Origin of the sequence: Flavobacterium sp. ACN6, assembly GCF_002304005.1 — a bacterium.
GTDB lineage: Bacteria > Bacteroidota > Bacteroidia > Flavobacteriales > Flavobacteriaceae > Flavobacterium.
The window spans coordinates 248,505-262,139 of record NZ_MRCQ01000005.1 but is presented as its reverse complement, the minus strand read 5'-3'; the positions used below and the strand labels follow the sequence as shown (position 1 = coordinate 262,139).

The window sequence follows — 13,635 nt, the reverse complement described above, 5'->3', positions numbered from 1 at the left end:
TCCTTTTGCGTTCTTCTCTAATTGAGAAGTTGCAAAAGGATATTTATATTTTAAGCAGTATCTAAATTACAATTCGAATTCGTCTGTATTTTGTTCTGTTACAGTTGTATCTTTTACTTTTGGTGCGCTGTAGCAATCTACTTTTATAGAAAGGTTTGCTGGTCGCTCGAATTCAGATTTAGAAACTTGAAGTGTTTTATCTTCATAACATTTTTTCATAAAGTAACCCCAAACCGGAAGTGCTGCTGTTGCACCCTGTCCGTAAGTTAAGCTTTTAAAACGGGCAGAACGATCTTCACATCCAACCCAAACTCCAGTTACTAAATTAGGAACCATTCCCATAAACCAACCATCTGACTGGTTTTGTGTTGTTCCTGTTTTACCCGCAATTGGATTTTTAAACATATACGGATAACCTGTCCAGCGCTTATCACCGCTTCCACCGCCCTGAGTACGTAAACGTGCTCCAGAACCAGTTTCTGTAACTCCTTGAAGTAATTTAATTACCGCAAAAGCAATGTCTTTGTTTAAAACGTCGTGAGATTCTGGAATTGGCTCATAAATAACCTCTCCGCTTTTATTCTCAATTCTGCTTAAAAACTGAGGTTTAACATAAACCCCTTGGTTTGCAAACGTACTGTAAGCCGCAACCATATCTTCAACCGTAATATCTACCGCACCTAATGCGATTGACGGCTGTACTGGAATTTCTGTTTTTACCCCTAATTTTTTAGTCAATTCAACAACTGCTTCTGGACCTGTTCTATCAATCAATTTAGCAGAAACTGTATTAATAGAATTCGCCAAACCTTGTTTTAAAGTTACCATTCCGCGGTATCTGTTGTCTGAATTTCTTGGCTCCCAATCGGCCGTAACGTGGTGGCGCCCTTTATGAATCATAAACGGACCATCTAAAATAGAATCACATGGAGACATATTTAATTCTTCGATTGCGGTTGCGTAAACAAATGGCTTGAAAGTAGAACCAACTTGTCTTGCACCCTGGCCTACGTGATCGTATTGAAAATATTTGTAGTTGATTCCTCCAACCCAAGCTTTAATAGCTCCAGTCTGCGGCTCCATTGCCATTAAACCGGATTGTAAAAAGTGCTTGTAATAACGAATAGAATCAAGAGGCGTCATAATGGTATCGCGCTCTCCTTTCCAAGTAAACACACGCATTTTAGTTTTTACTTTGAATGAAGCAATAATATCATCTTCGCTTTTGTCCATTTCTTTCATTTGTGCCCAGCGAACAGAATTTTTCATCGCCTGCATCATGATTCTTTCTGTTTCGGCTTGAGTAATATTTACGAAAGGAGCATTTTTATTGTTTTTCATTTCAATAAAAAATTGCTGCTGTAAGTTTTTCATATGCTCAGAAACAGCTTCTTCCGCATACATCTGCATTCTAGAATCTATCGTAGTGTAAATTTTAAGTCCATCTTTGTAGATGTCATAATCAGAACCGTCTGGTTTTTTATTTTCTGACATCCATTTTTTCATGTAATCACGAAGATATTCTCTAAAATAAGTTGCCATTCCTTCACGGTGGCTTTCCAGTTTAAATTTCAAAGCAATTGGTAATGCTTTGTACTTCTCTTTTTGAGACTCTGTAATCATTTTGGCTTTAACCATTTGACCAAGCACTACATCACGACGGTTTTTAACACCCGTAGGATTTCGCAACGGATTATAAAGGGATGAATTGTTAAACATTCCAACCAATATCGCCGATTCGTCTATAGTTAAATCTTTAGGTTCTTTTGAAAAATAAGTTTGAGCAGCAGAACTTACCCCAACAGCATAATTTCCGAAATCATAAACGTTGCAGTACATCGCCAAAATCTCATTTTTGGTATATTGTCTTTCCAAACGAATAGCAATAATCCATTCTTTTATCTTTTGCACGATTCTAAAAGGTAAAAAGCTAGATCCTCCACGATGAAACAACTGTTTTGCCAACTGTTGTGTCAGCGTACTAGCACCTCCATTGGTTCCCAAAGAAAAAGCAGCACGTAAAGTTCCACGACCGTCAATTCCAGAATGTTCATAAAAACGGGCATCTTCTGTAGCAACCAAAGCATCTACCAGATTTTTAGGTAAATCTGAATATTTAAGCTGCGATCTGTTAGTTTTGAAATACTTACCAATTACCACTCCATCAGAAGAGATAATTTCTGTTGCGAGGTTAGAATCTGGATTTTCTAAGTCTTCAAATGAAGGCATAGATCCAAATAAACCCCAAGAGGCGAATAAAAAGAAAGCTAAAACTCCAAGTAAGGAGTACGCAAAAATTCGCCAGAATTTCTTTTTATAATAATTAATATCCTTAACGCTCTTTGATTGATTGTTTTTTTTAGCAGCCATAACTATTTTCTAATCTTTTTGTTCTATTCTAAAACCAACGTCTGTAATACCTTCTAAAGCCTCAACACCCGGAATTTTACCCGATTGTCTTACGGCTTGCTTGATGTGAACTTTATAAGTTCCTTTAAACTTTACATTTTCTTTATAATACAATTTACTTTCTTTAATATCAGTAAATCCATTTCCTAATAAAGTTCCATCCGGCGCTGCCATTTGATATTCTAAGGTATCTACTTTTGTAAAACCGCTTGGTGTTTCAATAGCGACAATCAAAAACAAATTATTAAACGGATAATTGTTGTTGTCTCTAACATTAACAAATAAATTGTACTTTTTTGTAGAATCCAAAACTGGCAGATCAAAGCTTATAATACTGTCTTTGTGCCAGGCACTTCCAACAGATTTGTACTCGTCGAATACTCTTTTTTTATCACAAGAAAAAAGAAGTATCGCTGCCAAAAGAAGAATTCCGCTATTTTTTATTCTCATTTTTAGCATTAATTATTGGTTTTCTAGGTTCAGCAGATTTGTTTTCATTTGATTGCTGCTTATTCGAATTATTTTGTTTATTCGGGTTTGGCTTATTCTTATGATTTTGCTTATTTGGGTTATTATTAGGCTTGTTCTGCTTATTCGGATTATTATTATTCGAATTATTGTTTGCTGCAGGCTTAATAATATTGCTGCTTTTTTCCTGCTGTGGTTTCTGCGGAGCAATTACAGTGACAGCTTCAGTATTTTTGCGTTTGCGATTTGGCTTTTTCTTTCTTTTCGGCTGGTCAAAACGAGTTAAACTCTCTTGTCCCATCGCATTGTTAAAGTCTTTTTCTGGTTCTGAAACAACCTCAACAGCAAAATCTTCTAAAGACGAAACTTTATTTTTTTGTCTATTTTCTGCGATAATTTCTTTTACCTGATCAATTTTTAAAACGTGCCAGTTTGCAAAATTGTTGGTATATGCAAACCACATTAAACCTTTAAAAATATCTTGTTTCTGGCAGATTGCATCTCCTTTTTCGGTAACTAGTTTAGTATCATAATCCGGAAAATCTTTCAATGCGTCCATGTAAGTATCTAACTCATAGTTTAGACAGCATTTTAATTTACCGCATTGTCCCGCTAATTTCTGCGGATTCAATGATAATTGCTGATAACGTGCTGCAGAAGTATTTACACTTCTAAAATCTGTCAGCCAAGTCGAACAGCAAAGTTCACGACCGCAAGAACCAACTCCGCCTAAACGTGCTGCTTCTTGACGGAAACCAACTTGTTTCATCTCTACTCTAGTGCTGAATTCTTTAGCAAAATCCTTAATCAGCATTCTAAAATCGACTCTGTCATTTGCTGTGTAGTAAAAAGTCGCTTTAGACCCGTCGCCTTGAAATTCAATATCAGAAATTTTCATTTCTAATTTATGCTGAATTGCCAATTCACGTGCACGAACTTTCATTGGTTCTTCACGATCACGTGCTACAGACCAAATATCAATATCTTTTTGAGATGCTTTTCTATAGATTTTAGGTACATCATTACTTTCGTGATTTGCCCCTTTCTTCTTCATTTGAATTTTTACCAATTCGCCTGTAAGAGTCACAATTCCAATATCGTGTCCTGGTGAAGCCACAGTTGCAACGATATCACCAATACTTAAAGTTAATTTTTCTGAATTTCTAAAAAATTCCTTACGTCCGTTTTTAAAACGAACCTCAACACAGTCAAAAGCGGCTTCTCCATTAGACGGGCTCATGTTCGAAAGCCAGTCAAAAACCGTCAATTTATTGCAGCTATCGGTGCCGCAAGTCCCATTATTTTTACAACCCTTTGGCGCGCCGCCATCTGAGGTTGAACAACTTGTACATGCCATAATTATATATGTAGTGCTGCAGAAACGCAGCTTAAGTTCATAAACGTTTGATCGGTAAAGATAGTATTTTTTTTATTTGGCTATTTATAGATTAATTCTAAAGGGTTGTTAAATAAAAAAAGTCAATTCTATTTATGTTATAAAATTTATTTTCATATGAATTTATTTACGTTTCTTTGATTATAATTAAAAATACCAAATAAAATGAAGTACGTATTCAAAAAATTATACTAAATAATTATAAAAAGTATTCTATTAAATTTTGCAAAAAAGAGCTGTAAAACTTTATTTTAGTACTAAATCTAATTAATAAAAAACATCAAAATTTAAAAATTCAAACATTATGAATAAATATTTGTTTATTATAGTAACGCTTCTATTTTTTAGTTGCAACAACTCAAAAAACAAAAGCGAAACCACAACTGTAGAAACTTTAAATTCCCCAGAAGAAGTGTCTGAAAATAATGTTTCAGAAACTGAAATAAGAAAAAGCCTAGAAGATTTTATACCAAAAAACTATGTTGCTTTTGACACCATATATGGCGATTTGAATAAAGATAATCTGGAAGACTGTATTCTTATCATCAAAGGAACAGATAAAAGCAAATTTATAAAAGACGATTATCGAGGTGAGTTAGACCGAAACCGAAGAGGAATTATTGTGCTTTTCAGCACAAACAACAGCTACGAACTGGCTGTTAAAAATTACGAGTGTTTTTCTTCTGAAAATGAAGACGGCGGGGTTTATTTTGCTCCCGAATTATCTGTTGAAATAGAAAAAGGAAATCTAAAAGTACATTATGGCCATGGCAGATATGGATACTGGTCGTACACTTTTAGAAATCAAAACAATGATTTTGAACTTATAGGTTATGATTCCAGTAACAATCGTGGTCCTGTAGTAGAATCAGACGTAAGTATCAATTTCTTAACCCGAACAAAAATAACAAATGAAAACACGAACAAGGACGATGAAGGCGGCGATGAAATTTTTGAGAAAACGGTAACCAAGATCAACAAAAGCAAATTGCTGAAGTTATCTGAAATTAAAGATTTTGACCAACTTGAAGTTTTAGAATAGTAAAATCAATCCAGAAAAATTAAAAATCCTATTCTAAAACAGAATAGGATTTTATTTTTACACCTAAATCATTTCGAATTCTCTCTCTTTCAACCTCAATTTCAAACATATTCTTAAGAAAAGGTTATTCTTATTATTTTACGCATAAAAATATCTTTTTTACTTTTTATCCTGAAATATAATCGCCAATTTTATGTTTTATCTTACAACATAGTTTGTGAAGTCAGGATTTATAAAGCTTGGCATTCATTAAACTGAATCTTTCAATTTAAATACCACTTAAATGCAAACAGAAAACCAGATTGAAAATTTCCTTTTTCAGGGAAAATTTGACGAGGCTAGAGAATGCCTAAATAACGGTTCAACCTTTAACGAACAGTATCTTAAAAACAATTTTTCTCAAATCGCCGCCAAAATTGTTGAAGCCAAAGAAATTGATTTTACTGAAAAATTGATAAAAGCCGGTTTTATTGAAACCGACATTTACGAACTGGACAGTTTTGATAAATCAATTTTTGCTGTTTTATCCCGATCTTTAAAAGACGATGACGAATCGATTTGTTTTTTCGAGAAATTGATGTCAAAAATGGATAATATCAATGATGAAATTAGCGATCAGACTTTACTACGCTATTTCCTTGAAAAAGGGACTCCTCCAAAAATCATAAAAACACTGATTGATAATTCTGGAGCCAATACACAATATAAAAACAACGCCGGAGAAAACCTTATCTACACTGTAATAAACACTTACGGCTTGGAAACCGATAAAGTAAAAGACTACATTTCGCTGCTTATCGAAAATGGTGTTGACATTAACGAAAAGAATATTGTTGGAACTACTCCGCTTTTATGTGCTGTTCAAAGAAATAGAAAAGAACTTATTCCATTCTTGCTTGAAAACGGTGCGGATCCAAACGAAACCGACAACCGCAATAACACTGCTTTTTACTACGCTGTTGCAGAACAGTTTTCGTATGATATGTACGATGCTCTGGCAACTGTTGCTTCACCCGATTTTAATATTGTAAACAAAGACGGCCGAACTTTATTGACTAATTTCATTAGTTCTGTTTCGGGTTCGCCAACAGACATTACTTTTTTGGAAAGATTGTTAGCCGATGGTGCCGATGTGAATTTCTGTGCTCAACATTACGGTCAGCCAAAATCTGGAATAGATTTTATTGTCGAAAAGAAGTCGGATATTTTAAAATCGGTTTTGGAGAATGTTTCTTTAGATGTAAATGAACAGGACAATCAAGGAAACACCATTTTGCATAAAGTTTGTGCCTACAATGTAAATTATGATGCTGAAATGGCGAAAGAAACTTATAGAAAAGTAAAATTACTGCTGGATCAAGGTGCTGATATTTCGATCTCAAATGATAAGGATGAAACGGCATTAATGCTCGCATCTGGTGATAATTTGAAAATTAAAACAGTCGAACTTTTAATGAAACAGTAAAAACAATCATTTATTTAAAAAAGAATATATGTCAATGTCATTTATAATTGCGTGTGAAAACGGCAACAGAAAAATAGCCGAATTGCTGCTTCAAAATAAAGAAGTAGATATAAAATATACAGACGAAAAAGGAAGAACAGCATTACATTATGCCGCACACAGAGGTTATTTGGATATTGTAAAAATACTAACCGAAGACGGAGCTGATATTAATTATGAAGATCATCAGGGTGAAACACCTTTATTCTTTGCCTGCCTTCAAAAACAAAAGCAAACTGCTTTGTACTTGTTAGAAAATGGCGCTGAGATTACCACAAATGATAAATTAGGAAACAGTCTTTTACATTTAGTCTCGCAGACCGCTCAAATTGAAATTGCAACAAAGTTGCTTGAAGCTGGAATTGACGTTAATCTTCTGAACAACAATGGAGAAACCCCGCTATTATTGGCTTCAGCAAAACTAAATCGGGAAATTATACAATTGCTTTTAGATAAGGGCGCCGATATTAATGTAACGGACAAGCAGGGAAATACACCCTTATTTTACGCCTGTTATACCAAATCGATTCCAATGGTGACGTTGCTTCTTGATAATGGCGCCGCAATAAATCATACCAATCACGCGGGAGAAAATCCGCTTTTGATTGCTTGTTATGAAACCAACAGAATGCTTGCTAAACTTTTGGTAGAAAGAGGAGCTGATGTTTTCATTTCAAACAACAATGGATATTCGCCTATTTGGTACGCTTGCGCGAATAACCAAAAGGAAATCGTTTCTTTATTTTTAGAAAATGGAGTTGATGTAAACTACAGTAAACCTTTGGCCAGCGACACTTCATCAATGAATGATTATCTGGATTGGATTGTAAGTGCTACAAATATTTCTAACGAATCTAGTTTCACGCTCAACACTTCTTATACTTATGGCGGTGAAAGCCTTTTACATGTTGCTACTAAAAAAGGCAATTTGAGTATGGTAAAATTACTAGTAGAAGCTGGAGCAAATATCAACGTTCAGGACGAATCTGGGAATACGCCTTTGCATTACAGCGCTGCAAACGGAAAGAAAGATGTGGTAAAGTATTTACTAGACAATAAAGCCGATGCTTCGATTGTAAACGTAAAAGAGCAAAAAGCCATTGATTATTCGAATGTAAAAGGCTTTAATGAAATTACCGAATTAATTTTGAAATATGCTCCATCAGGAACTGTTGTTACGCCAATTCAGAAAGAGGAACCACAAAAAACTGATTCAGGAAATTCTATGGAAGCCAAGAAAAAGGCTCTATTAGATTTGAAAGAGCTTTTGGATGCCGGAATTTTAACTTCGGAAGAATTTGAAAGTGAAAAAAGCAAAATTTTAAAAGGATAAATAATAATAAAACTTAAAAATGAAAAAGATCTTAAATAAATCCCTTATCGCATTAGTATTAATTGCTGTAAGTTTAGTTAGTGCTTCATGTACAAATCTTTCGCCAGAAAAAACTTTTGATATAGCCGCGTTAAATTCGAATTTGCTATCGCGCTTTGGCAGTAAAGACATCAATTTTAAGCTGGATTCTGAACCTCAAATATATGATGAAAGCAAAAAAAACATGGTTGCATCTTCTTATTATGATTATTTTAAATTTGACATTGCCAATTTAGAAACTCAGTTTAACAAAATTAAAGAAATTGATGAAAATGATGACAATAGAGAACTTCTAAAGGCATCAAAAGACCTTTTCTCGTATGCAATTGCCAAACAAAAAGAAGGTTATCTGCCCATTGCAAAAATGAAAGATGAAAAAGCTTCACCTGAAGAAATACAAAAAGCTATTTCAGATTTTGATGCCTCCACTCAAAACGATATTGAATCTAAGTTTACAAAATTGATGAATGTTGCAAAAGCTTATGCTGAAAAGCATAATATTGATGCCAATTTTGGTGTTTAGTAATTAAATAACATTTTAAGAAAAAGTAAAAACCCTATTTTGTGATGATACAAAATAGGGTTTTTACTTTTTCTTAAGTCTCCTTAACTGTAATAATCTTTACTGGGCAAGACTTTGCTGCCAACTCACAACTTTCAAAAATACTATGATTGGGAGATTTTAAAGTAAAAAATCCTTTTGCATTTACAGAATGAATCAAAACTGATTTTCCGTCTTTTTTTGACATTTGAAAATGAACTGGATCCATTTCGACGCAGTAATTACAGCCGATACATTTTTCTCTTTGTAAAGTAACAATAACCATTATGCTTCAACAATTTTATATAATTTATCAGACATTCTAATTCTGAATGGCAGTTTAAAAGTGCAATCGTCACCTTTTGTCGCTTTTTCTGCTTCAAGGTTGTTCACAAACATTTCATCGACAATGATTTCCTGCGCGCCTGTACTTGGACCAGTTACCAGAATTTTATCTCCAATTTTGATATCGTAAGCTTCAATCTTAAATTGACCTACATTTGCTTTGGGAAAATAATGCGTTCCTTTTCCAACATAAACTTTCTTTTGCGTTGCCGCAGAGCCCGGAATATCGCTCCACTCGCCTAGTTCCTGACCGAGATAATATCCTGACCAGAATCCGCGATTGTAAACGGTTTCTAAAGCCTGCATCCAAACTGCTGTTTTTTCTTTAGTAAAAGTGCCTCCGTAATACGCATCAATTGCTTCACGATAGGTTTTAATCACTGTTGCCACATATTCTGGAGCACGGCCACGGCCTTCAATTTTAAGAACTTGAATTCCGGAGTCTATAACCTTATCTAAGAAATCAAGCGTGCACAAATCTTTAGGCGACATCATGTATTCGTTATCGAGTTCAATTTCAAAACCAGTTTCCTGATCGATAACGGTGTATTTTTTTCGGCAGTTTTGTTTGCACGCGCCACGATTTGCAGAGGAATTATGCGAATGTAAACTCAAATAACATTTTCCCGAAACCGCCATACACAATGCTCCATGTCCAAAAATTTCGATTTCGACCAAATTTCCGCTCGGTCCTTTAATTTGTTCTTTCTCAATTTGGTTCGTAATATTCTTAACCTGACGCAGACTCAGTTCACGGCTTAAAACCATTGTATCGGCAAACAAACTGTAGAATTTGATGGTTTCTATATTCGTCACATTCAATTGTGTTGAAATATGAACTTCCATTCCAATTGTTCTTGCCATGGCAATTACTGCCTGATCAGAAGCAATTACTGCGGTAATATTGGCTTCTTTGGCTTTGTTCAATACTGTTTTTACAACAGATAAATCGTGATCGTAAATAATGGTGTTTAAAGTAAGATAACTGCGCACGTTTTTTGCTTCGCATCGATCGGCAATTTCTTTTAAATCTTCAATGGTAAAATTTACCGTTGAACGCGCACGCATGTTAAGCTGTTCAACTCCAAAGTAAACAGAATCACATCCATTATCTAATGCGGCCTGAAGCGACTCAAAGTTCCCTGCGGGAGCCATAAGTTCGATTTGGTTATTTGTTGTCATTTTACTTATACTATATTTTCAATCGTTAAACCATTGATTGTGTTATTTTCGTATGTATATACATTACATCCTGCGGTTAAAACCGAAGGATATGTTTTTGCCTATGTTTGTGGTATTTAAATATAGTCCGTGGTTTTAACCACGGGAAACGTGTAATTGTCGATCAACGTCTATAATATAAATACCGTTGTAGATATTCATCGCGTCCTGCGGTTGAAACCGCAGGCTATGTTTTTGTCTCTGTTTGTGGTATTTAAATATAGCCCGTGGTTTTAACCACGGGAAACGTGTGATTGTAAATCAACATTTCAGGATGTAAAATCGTTGTGGATATACATTACGCCCTGCGGTTGAAACCGCAGGCTATGTTTTCCTTTCGACATCTTCCGAAACATAGCCCGTGGTTTTAACCACGGGAAACGTGTGATTGTCAATCAACCTTACAGGATGTAACATCGTTGTGGATATACATTGCGTTCCTGCGGTTGAAACCGCAGGCTATGTTTTTCCTTTCGACATCTTCCGAAACATAGCCCGTGGTTTTAACCACGGGAAACGTGTGATTGTCAATCAACCTTACAGGATGTAACATCGTTGTGGATATACATTGCGTCCTGCGGTTGAAACCGCAGGCTATGTTTTTCTTTCGACATCTTTCGAAACATAGCCCATGGTTTCAACCACCGGAAACGTGTGATTGTCAATCAACCTTACATGATGTAACATCGTTGTGGATATACATTGCGTTCCTGCGGTTGAAACCGCAGGCTATGTTTTGCTTTTGTTTGTGGTATTTCAATATAGCCCGTGGTTTTAGCAATCATTTCTTCTCCAATCCATGCAGTTTTACAAAATCATCAAATTCATCTTGTCCATTTTTCTTTAGATGATGTTGCTTTTGGTTTTTTATGTAATGGTAAACAACCTCTAACTGAGATTCACTGACTGAAAAAGCCGCATAGCCTGTTTGCCAGGCAAATTTTTCAAGGATAAGTTCTTCTCGATTCATAAAATGAGAAGAACTTCCTTTTATTTGCTTGATGATGTCTGAAATAGTTTTTTGTGGATTTTGTAAAAATAAAACGTGCACATGATCTGGCATTCCGTTTAGGATCCTAACAGGGCAACCGAGATGAATTAACTCTTCATTAATGAAATCGTACAATTTTTTCTCGATTGAATAATCAATTAATTCCTGACGATGTTTTGTTGCCCAAATTGCATGAATCCATAATTTGGTAAAGGATTGTGACATAAATAAATTAGCATAAAATTTTTGCTAATTTACAATTTTATACAATTTATCTGACAAACGAATACGAAAAGGAACCTCAAAAGTAACCTTATCTCCAATCTTAGCAGTGGTAGTTTCTGCTCCGTCAACGACCATTTTGTCTAAGGTCAGTTGCTGATCGCCAGTTGTTGGCCCAGAAATTAAGATTTTATCGCCAACATTTAACTGTTGATTTTCAATAGTAAATTGTCCCACTTGCGCTTTTACGTAGTAATGCTCCGCTTTTCCAAGAAGTACTTTCTTTACTTTTATTTTCTGACGGATATCTGAAGGCTTTTCAGAAGTTGCTAAAGCAGTATTTGGCAGCTCGCCTGAATGTTTGAATTTTAAGTTTTCCGATTTTCCTTTTCTAAATACTTTGTTTCCAACTTGCTTTCCGGTTCTCAAACGAACTTGGTCAACCAAAGGCATATGGATAATCTCTAAACATTCTGTAGAACAACAGTTTTCCATTGCCGCTTTACATTCATCACATTGAATAAACAACAAATGACATCCGTCGTTTTCACAGTTGGTATGATTGTCGCAAGGTTTGCCGCATTGGTGGCATTGTGAAATAATATCGTCCGTAATTCTTTCGCCTAGACGATTATCAAACACAAAGTTTTTTCCAATGAATTTACTTTCTAAACCTTCAGCTTCAATTTGTTTGGCGTAATTGATGATACCGCCTTCTAATTGAAACACATTTTTAAAACCTTGGTGTTTAAAATACGCACTGGCTTTTTCGCAGCGAATTCCGCCTGTGCAATACATCACCAGATTTTTATCTTCTTTATGGTTTTGAAGCTGTTCATTTATGATTGGTAAACTCTCTCTGAAAGTTTCAACATCTGGAGTAATGGCGTTTTTAAAATGTCCTACTTCACTTTCGTAATGATTTCTAAAATCAACTACAATCGTATTTGGATCATCTAAAATAGCGTTGAATTCTTTGGCTTTCAAATGAACGCCAATATCGGTTACATCAAAAGTTTCGTCGTTTAAACCGTCGGCCACGATTTTATGACGCACTTTAATGGTTAATTTTAAAAACGAATGGTCATCATGTTCTACGGCTTCATTCAAACGAATACCTTTCATGAAATCATAAACTTCAAGAGTTGCTCTAAAAGCCTCCAAATTTTCTTCAGGAATACTCATTTGAGCATTTATTCCTTCGTTGGCAACATAAATTCGGCCTAAAGCATCAAGTGCATTCCAGGCACGGAATAAATCATCGCGAAATTTTTTGGGATCTTCAATTTTGGCATACGCATAGAAAGACAACGTAAGACGTTGTTTACCAGCATCATCAATCAGGATGGCTCTTTCTTCTGCGCTCAAAGTGTTGTACAGTTGCATGCTATAAACAGTTTTAAGTTAAGAATATATATCGAATTCAATTTCTGAATGAATTCGGGCGCAAAGGTAAGTTTTTCTATTCAATTCTAAAAATGATAAAAATCATGAAATATTTTTTTAAAGATGCTAAGGTTCTGAGAGACTACGATTCTAATTTTTTCTAATTTTCTATAAAGTTATGAGTCCCTAGGAACAGAACAATACAAAATAAAAAGAGGGCTGTTTCAATTTTGAAACAGCCCTCTCTTAAATCTTTGTACCTCTGTACCTTTGCTTCTTTGAACCTAATTAACAGAATTCATTAAACGCATCTTGCAAATTCTCAGCGATTAATTCAGCTGGACGGCCTTCGATGTGGTGACGCTCTAACATGTGAACTAATTCTCCGTTTTTGAACAATGCCATAGATGGCGATGATGGAGGAAAAGGAAACATATGTTGTCTTGCAGCATCAACAGCTTCTTTGTCAACACCAGCGAAAACAGTAATAAGGTGATCTGGTTTTTTAGCTCCTTCTAAACTCATTTTTGCTCCTGGACGTGCATTTCTTGCAGCGCACCCGCAAACTGAATTTACAACAACTAAAGTGGTACCCTCAGCTTTGATAGCATTATCAACAGCATCAGCACTATGTAAATCTTGAAAACCAGCAGCTGTTAATTCAGCTTCCATAGGTTTTACCATTTCTTGTGGATACATATTCTTATTTTTTAAATTTTACTTTTGAAGTGCAAAGTT

Annotated in this window: 12 protein-coding genes; 4 read left to right on the top strand and 8 right to left on the bottom strand. The window is 35.1% G+C overall.

Annotated features, from left to right (window positions below; translation table 11 throughout):
* Nucleotides 1–66: 66 nt before the first annotated feature.
* From BSF42_RS10025 to BSF42_RS10015, 3 genes are read right to left on the bottom strand one after another with little or no spacing between them, the layout of a single operon-like run.
* Nucleotides 67–2,370, bottom strand: coding sequence for a penicillin-binding protein 1A (locus tag BSF42_RS10025; protein ID WP_095952947.1), 2,304 nt, complete (start codon nucleotides 2,368–2,370; stop codon nucleotides 67–69).
* A 9-nt stretch (nucleotides 2,371–2,379) separates the two neighbouring features.
* Nucleotides 2,380–2,859, bottom strand: a complete 480-nt coding sequence (locus BSF42_RS10020) for a gliding motility lipoprotein GldH (RefSeq protein WP_095953032.1) — start codon at nucleotides 2,857–2,859, stop codon at nucleotides 2,380–2,382.
* Nucleotides 2,843–4,234 (bottom strand): regulatory iron-sulfur-containing complex subunit RicT, encoded by a 1,392-nt coding sequence (locus tag BSF42_RS10015; RefSeq protein WP_095952946.1) that lies wholly within the window; start codon nucleotides 4,232–4,234, stop codon nucleotides 2,843–2,845. Before BSF42_RS10015 ends, BSF42_RS10020 begins: the two co-directional genes overlap by 17 nt.
* Before the next feature lie 343 nt (nucleotides 4,235–4,577).
* Between BSF42_RS10015 and BSF42_RS10010 the strand changes: the two genes are divergently transcribed.
* The 4 genes from BSF42_RS10010 (at nucleotide 4,578) to BSF42_RS09995 (ending at nucleotide 8,714) form a co-directional block, all read left to right on the top strand.
* Nucleotides 4,578–5,315, top strand: coding sequence for a hypothetical protein (locus BSF42_RS10010; RefSeq protein WP_172426667.1), 738 nt, complete (start codon nucleotides 4,578–4,580; stop codon nucleotides 5,313–5,315).
* Nucleotides 5,316–5,598: 283 nt separating this feature from the next.
* The gene (locus tag BSF42_RS10005) at nucleotides 5,599–6,780 is read left to right on the top strand and encodes an ankyrin repeat domain-containing protein (protein WP_095952944.1); all 1,182 of its coding nucleotides are present in this window, start codon (nucleotides 5,599–5,601) and stop codon (nucleotides 6,778–6,780) included.
* A 34-nt stretch (nucleotides 6,781–6,814) separates the two neighbouring features.
* The gene (locus BSF42_RS10000; protein ID WP_253251024.1) at nucleotides 6,815–8,152 is read left to right on the top strand and encodes an ankyrin repeat domain-containing protein; all 1,338 of its coding nucleotides are present in this window, start codon (nucleotides 6,815–6,817) and stop codon (nucleotides 8,150–8,152) included.
* A 19-nt stretch (nucleotides 8,153–8,171) separates the two neighbouring features.
* Nucleotides 8,172–8,714: a hypothetical protein gene (locus tag BSF42_RS09995; protein WP_095952942.1), complete on the top strand. Its 543-nt coding sequence runs from the start codon at nucleotides 8,172–8,174 to the stop codon at nucleotides 8,712–8,714.
* A 73-nt stretch (nucleotides 8,715–8,787) separates the two neighbouring features.
* Here BSF42_RS09995 and BSF42_RS09990 read toward each other — a convergent pair whose 3' ends face one another.
* The 5 genes from BSF42_RS09990 to BSF42_RS09970 all read right to left on the bottom strand — a co-directional run bounded on the left by BSF42_RS09990 (nucleotide 8,788) and on the right by BSF42_RS09970 (nucleotide 13,596).
* Nucleotides 8,788–9,018 (bottom strand): ferredoxin, encoded by a 231-nt coding sequence (locus tag BSF42_RS09990; RefSeq protein ID WP_095952941.1) that lies wholly within the window; start codon nucleotides 9,016–9,018, stop codon nucleotides 8,788–8,790.
* Nucleotides 9,018–10,259 carry a peptidase U32 family protein gene (locus BSF42_RS09985; RefSeq protein ID WP_095952940.1) on the bottom strand — a complete coding sequence of 414 codons (1,242 nt, stop codon included), beginning with the start codon at nucleotides 10,257–10,259 and terminating at the stop codon, nucleotides 9,018–9,020. Before BSF42_RS09985 ends, BSF42_RS09990 begins: the two co-directional genes overlap by 1 nt.
* Nucleotides 10,260–11,079: 820 nt before the next feature.
* Complete coding sequence (gene tnpA, locus BSF42_RS09980) at nucleotides 11,080–11,514, bottom strand: IS200/IS605 family transposase (RefSeq protein WP_095952939.1); 435 nt, start codon at nucleotides 11,512–11,514, stop codon at nucleotides 11,080–11,082.
* 24 nt (nucleotides 11,515–11,538) lie between these two features.
* Entirely contained in the window at nucleotides 11,539–12,897 is a 1,359-nt protein-coding gene (locus tag BSF42_RS09975) for a rhodanese-related sulfurtransferase (protein ID WP_095952938.1), read from the bottom strand.
* Nucleotides 12,898–13,185: 288 nt separating this feature from the next.
* Nucleotides 13,186–13,596, bottom strand: coding sequence for a BrxA/BrxB family bacilliredoxin (locus BSF42_RS09970; RefSeq protein ID WP_095952937.1), 411 nt, complete (start codon nucleotides 13,594–13,596; stop codon nucleotides 13,186–13,188).
* Nucleotides 13,597–13,635: the final 39 nt, after the last annotated feature.

Bases quoted from the DNA above. Each gene is read 5' to 3' on its own strand.
- BSF42_RS09985 (WP_095952940.1), bottom strand. From the start codon at position 10,259: ATGACAACAAATAACCAAATCGAACTTATGGCTCCCGCAGGGAACTTT.
- BSF42_RS09975 (WP_095952938.1), bottom strand. From the start codon at position 12,897: ATGCAACTGTACAACACTTTGAGCGCAGAAGAAAGAGCCATCCTGATT.
- BSF42_RS09995 (WP_095952942.1), top strand. From the start codon at position 8,172: ATGAAAAAGATCTTAAATAAATCCCTTATCGCATTAGTATTAATTGCT.
- BSF42_RS10020 (WP_095953032.1), bottom strand. From the start codon at position 2,859: ATGAGAATAAAAAATAGCGGAATTCTTCTTTTGGCAGCGATACTTCTT.
- BSF42_RS10000 (WP_253251024.1), top strand. From the start codon at position 6,815: ATGTCATTTATAATTGCGTGTGAAAACGGCAACAGAAAAATAGCCGAA.
- BSF42_RS09970 (WP_095952937.1), bottom strand. From the start codon at position 13,596: ATGTATCCACAAGAAATGGTAAAACCTATGGAAGCTGAATTAACAGCT.
- BSF42_RS10010 (WP_172426667.1), top strand. From the start codon at position 4,578: ATGAATAAATATTTGTTTATTATAGTAACGCTTCTATTTTTTAGTTGC.
- BSF42_RS10015 (WP_095952946.1), bottom strand. From the start codon at position 4,234: ATGGCATGTACAAGTTGTTCAACCTCAGATGGCGGCGCGCCAAAGGGT.
- tnpA (WP_095952939.1), bottom strand. From the start codon at position 11,514: ATGTCACAATCCTTTACCAAATTATGGATTCATGCAATTTGGGCAACA.
- BSF42_RS10025 (WP_095952947.1), bottom strand. From the start codon at position 2,370: ATGGCTGCTAAAAAAAACAATCAATCAAAGAGCGTTAAGGATATTAAT.
- BSF42_RS09990 (WP_095952941.1), bottom strand. From the start codon at position 9,018: ATGGTTATTGTTACTTTACAAAGAGAAAAATGTATCGGCTGTAATTAC.
- BSF42_RS10005 (WP_095952944.1), top strand. From the start codon at position 5,599: ATGCAAACAGAAAACCAGATTGAAAATTTCCTTTTTCAGGGAAAATTT.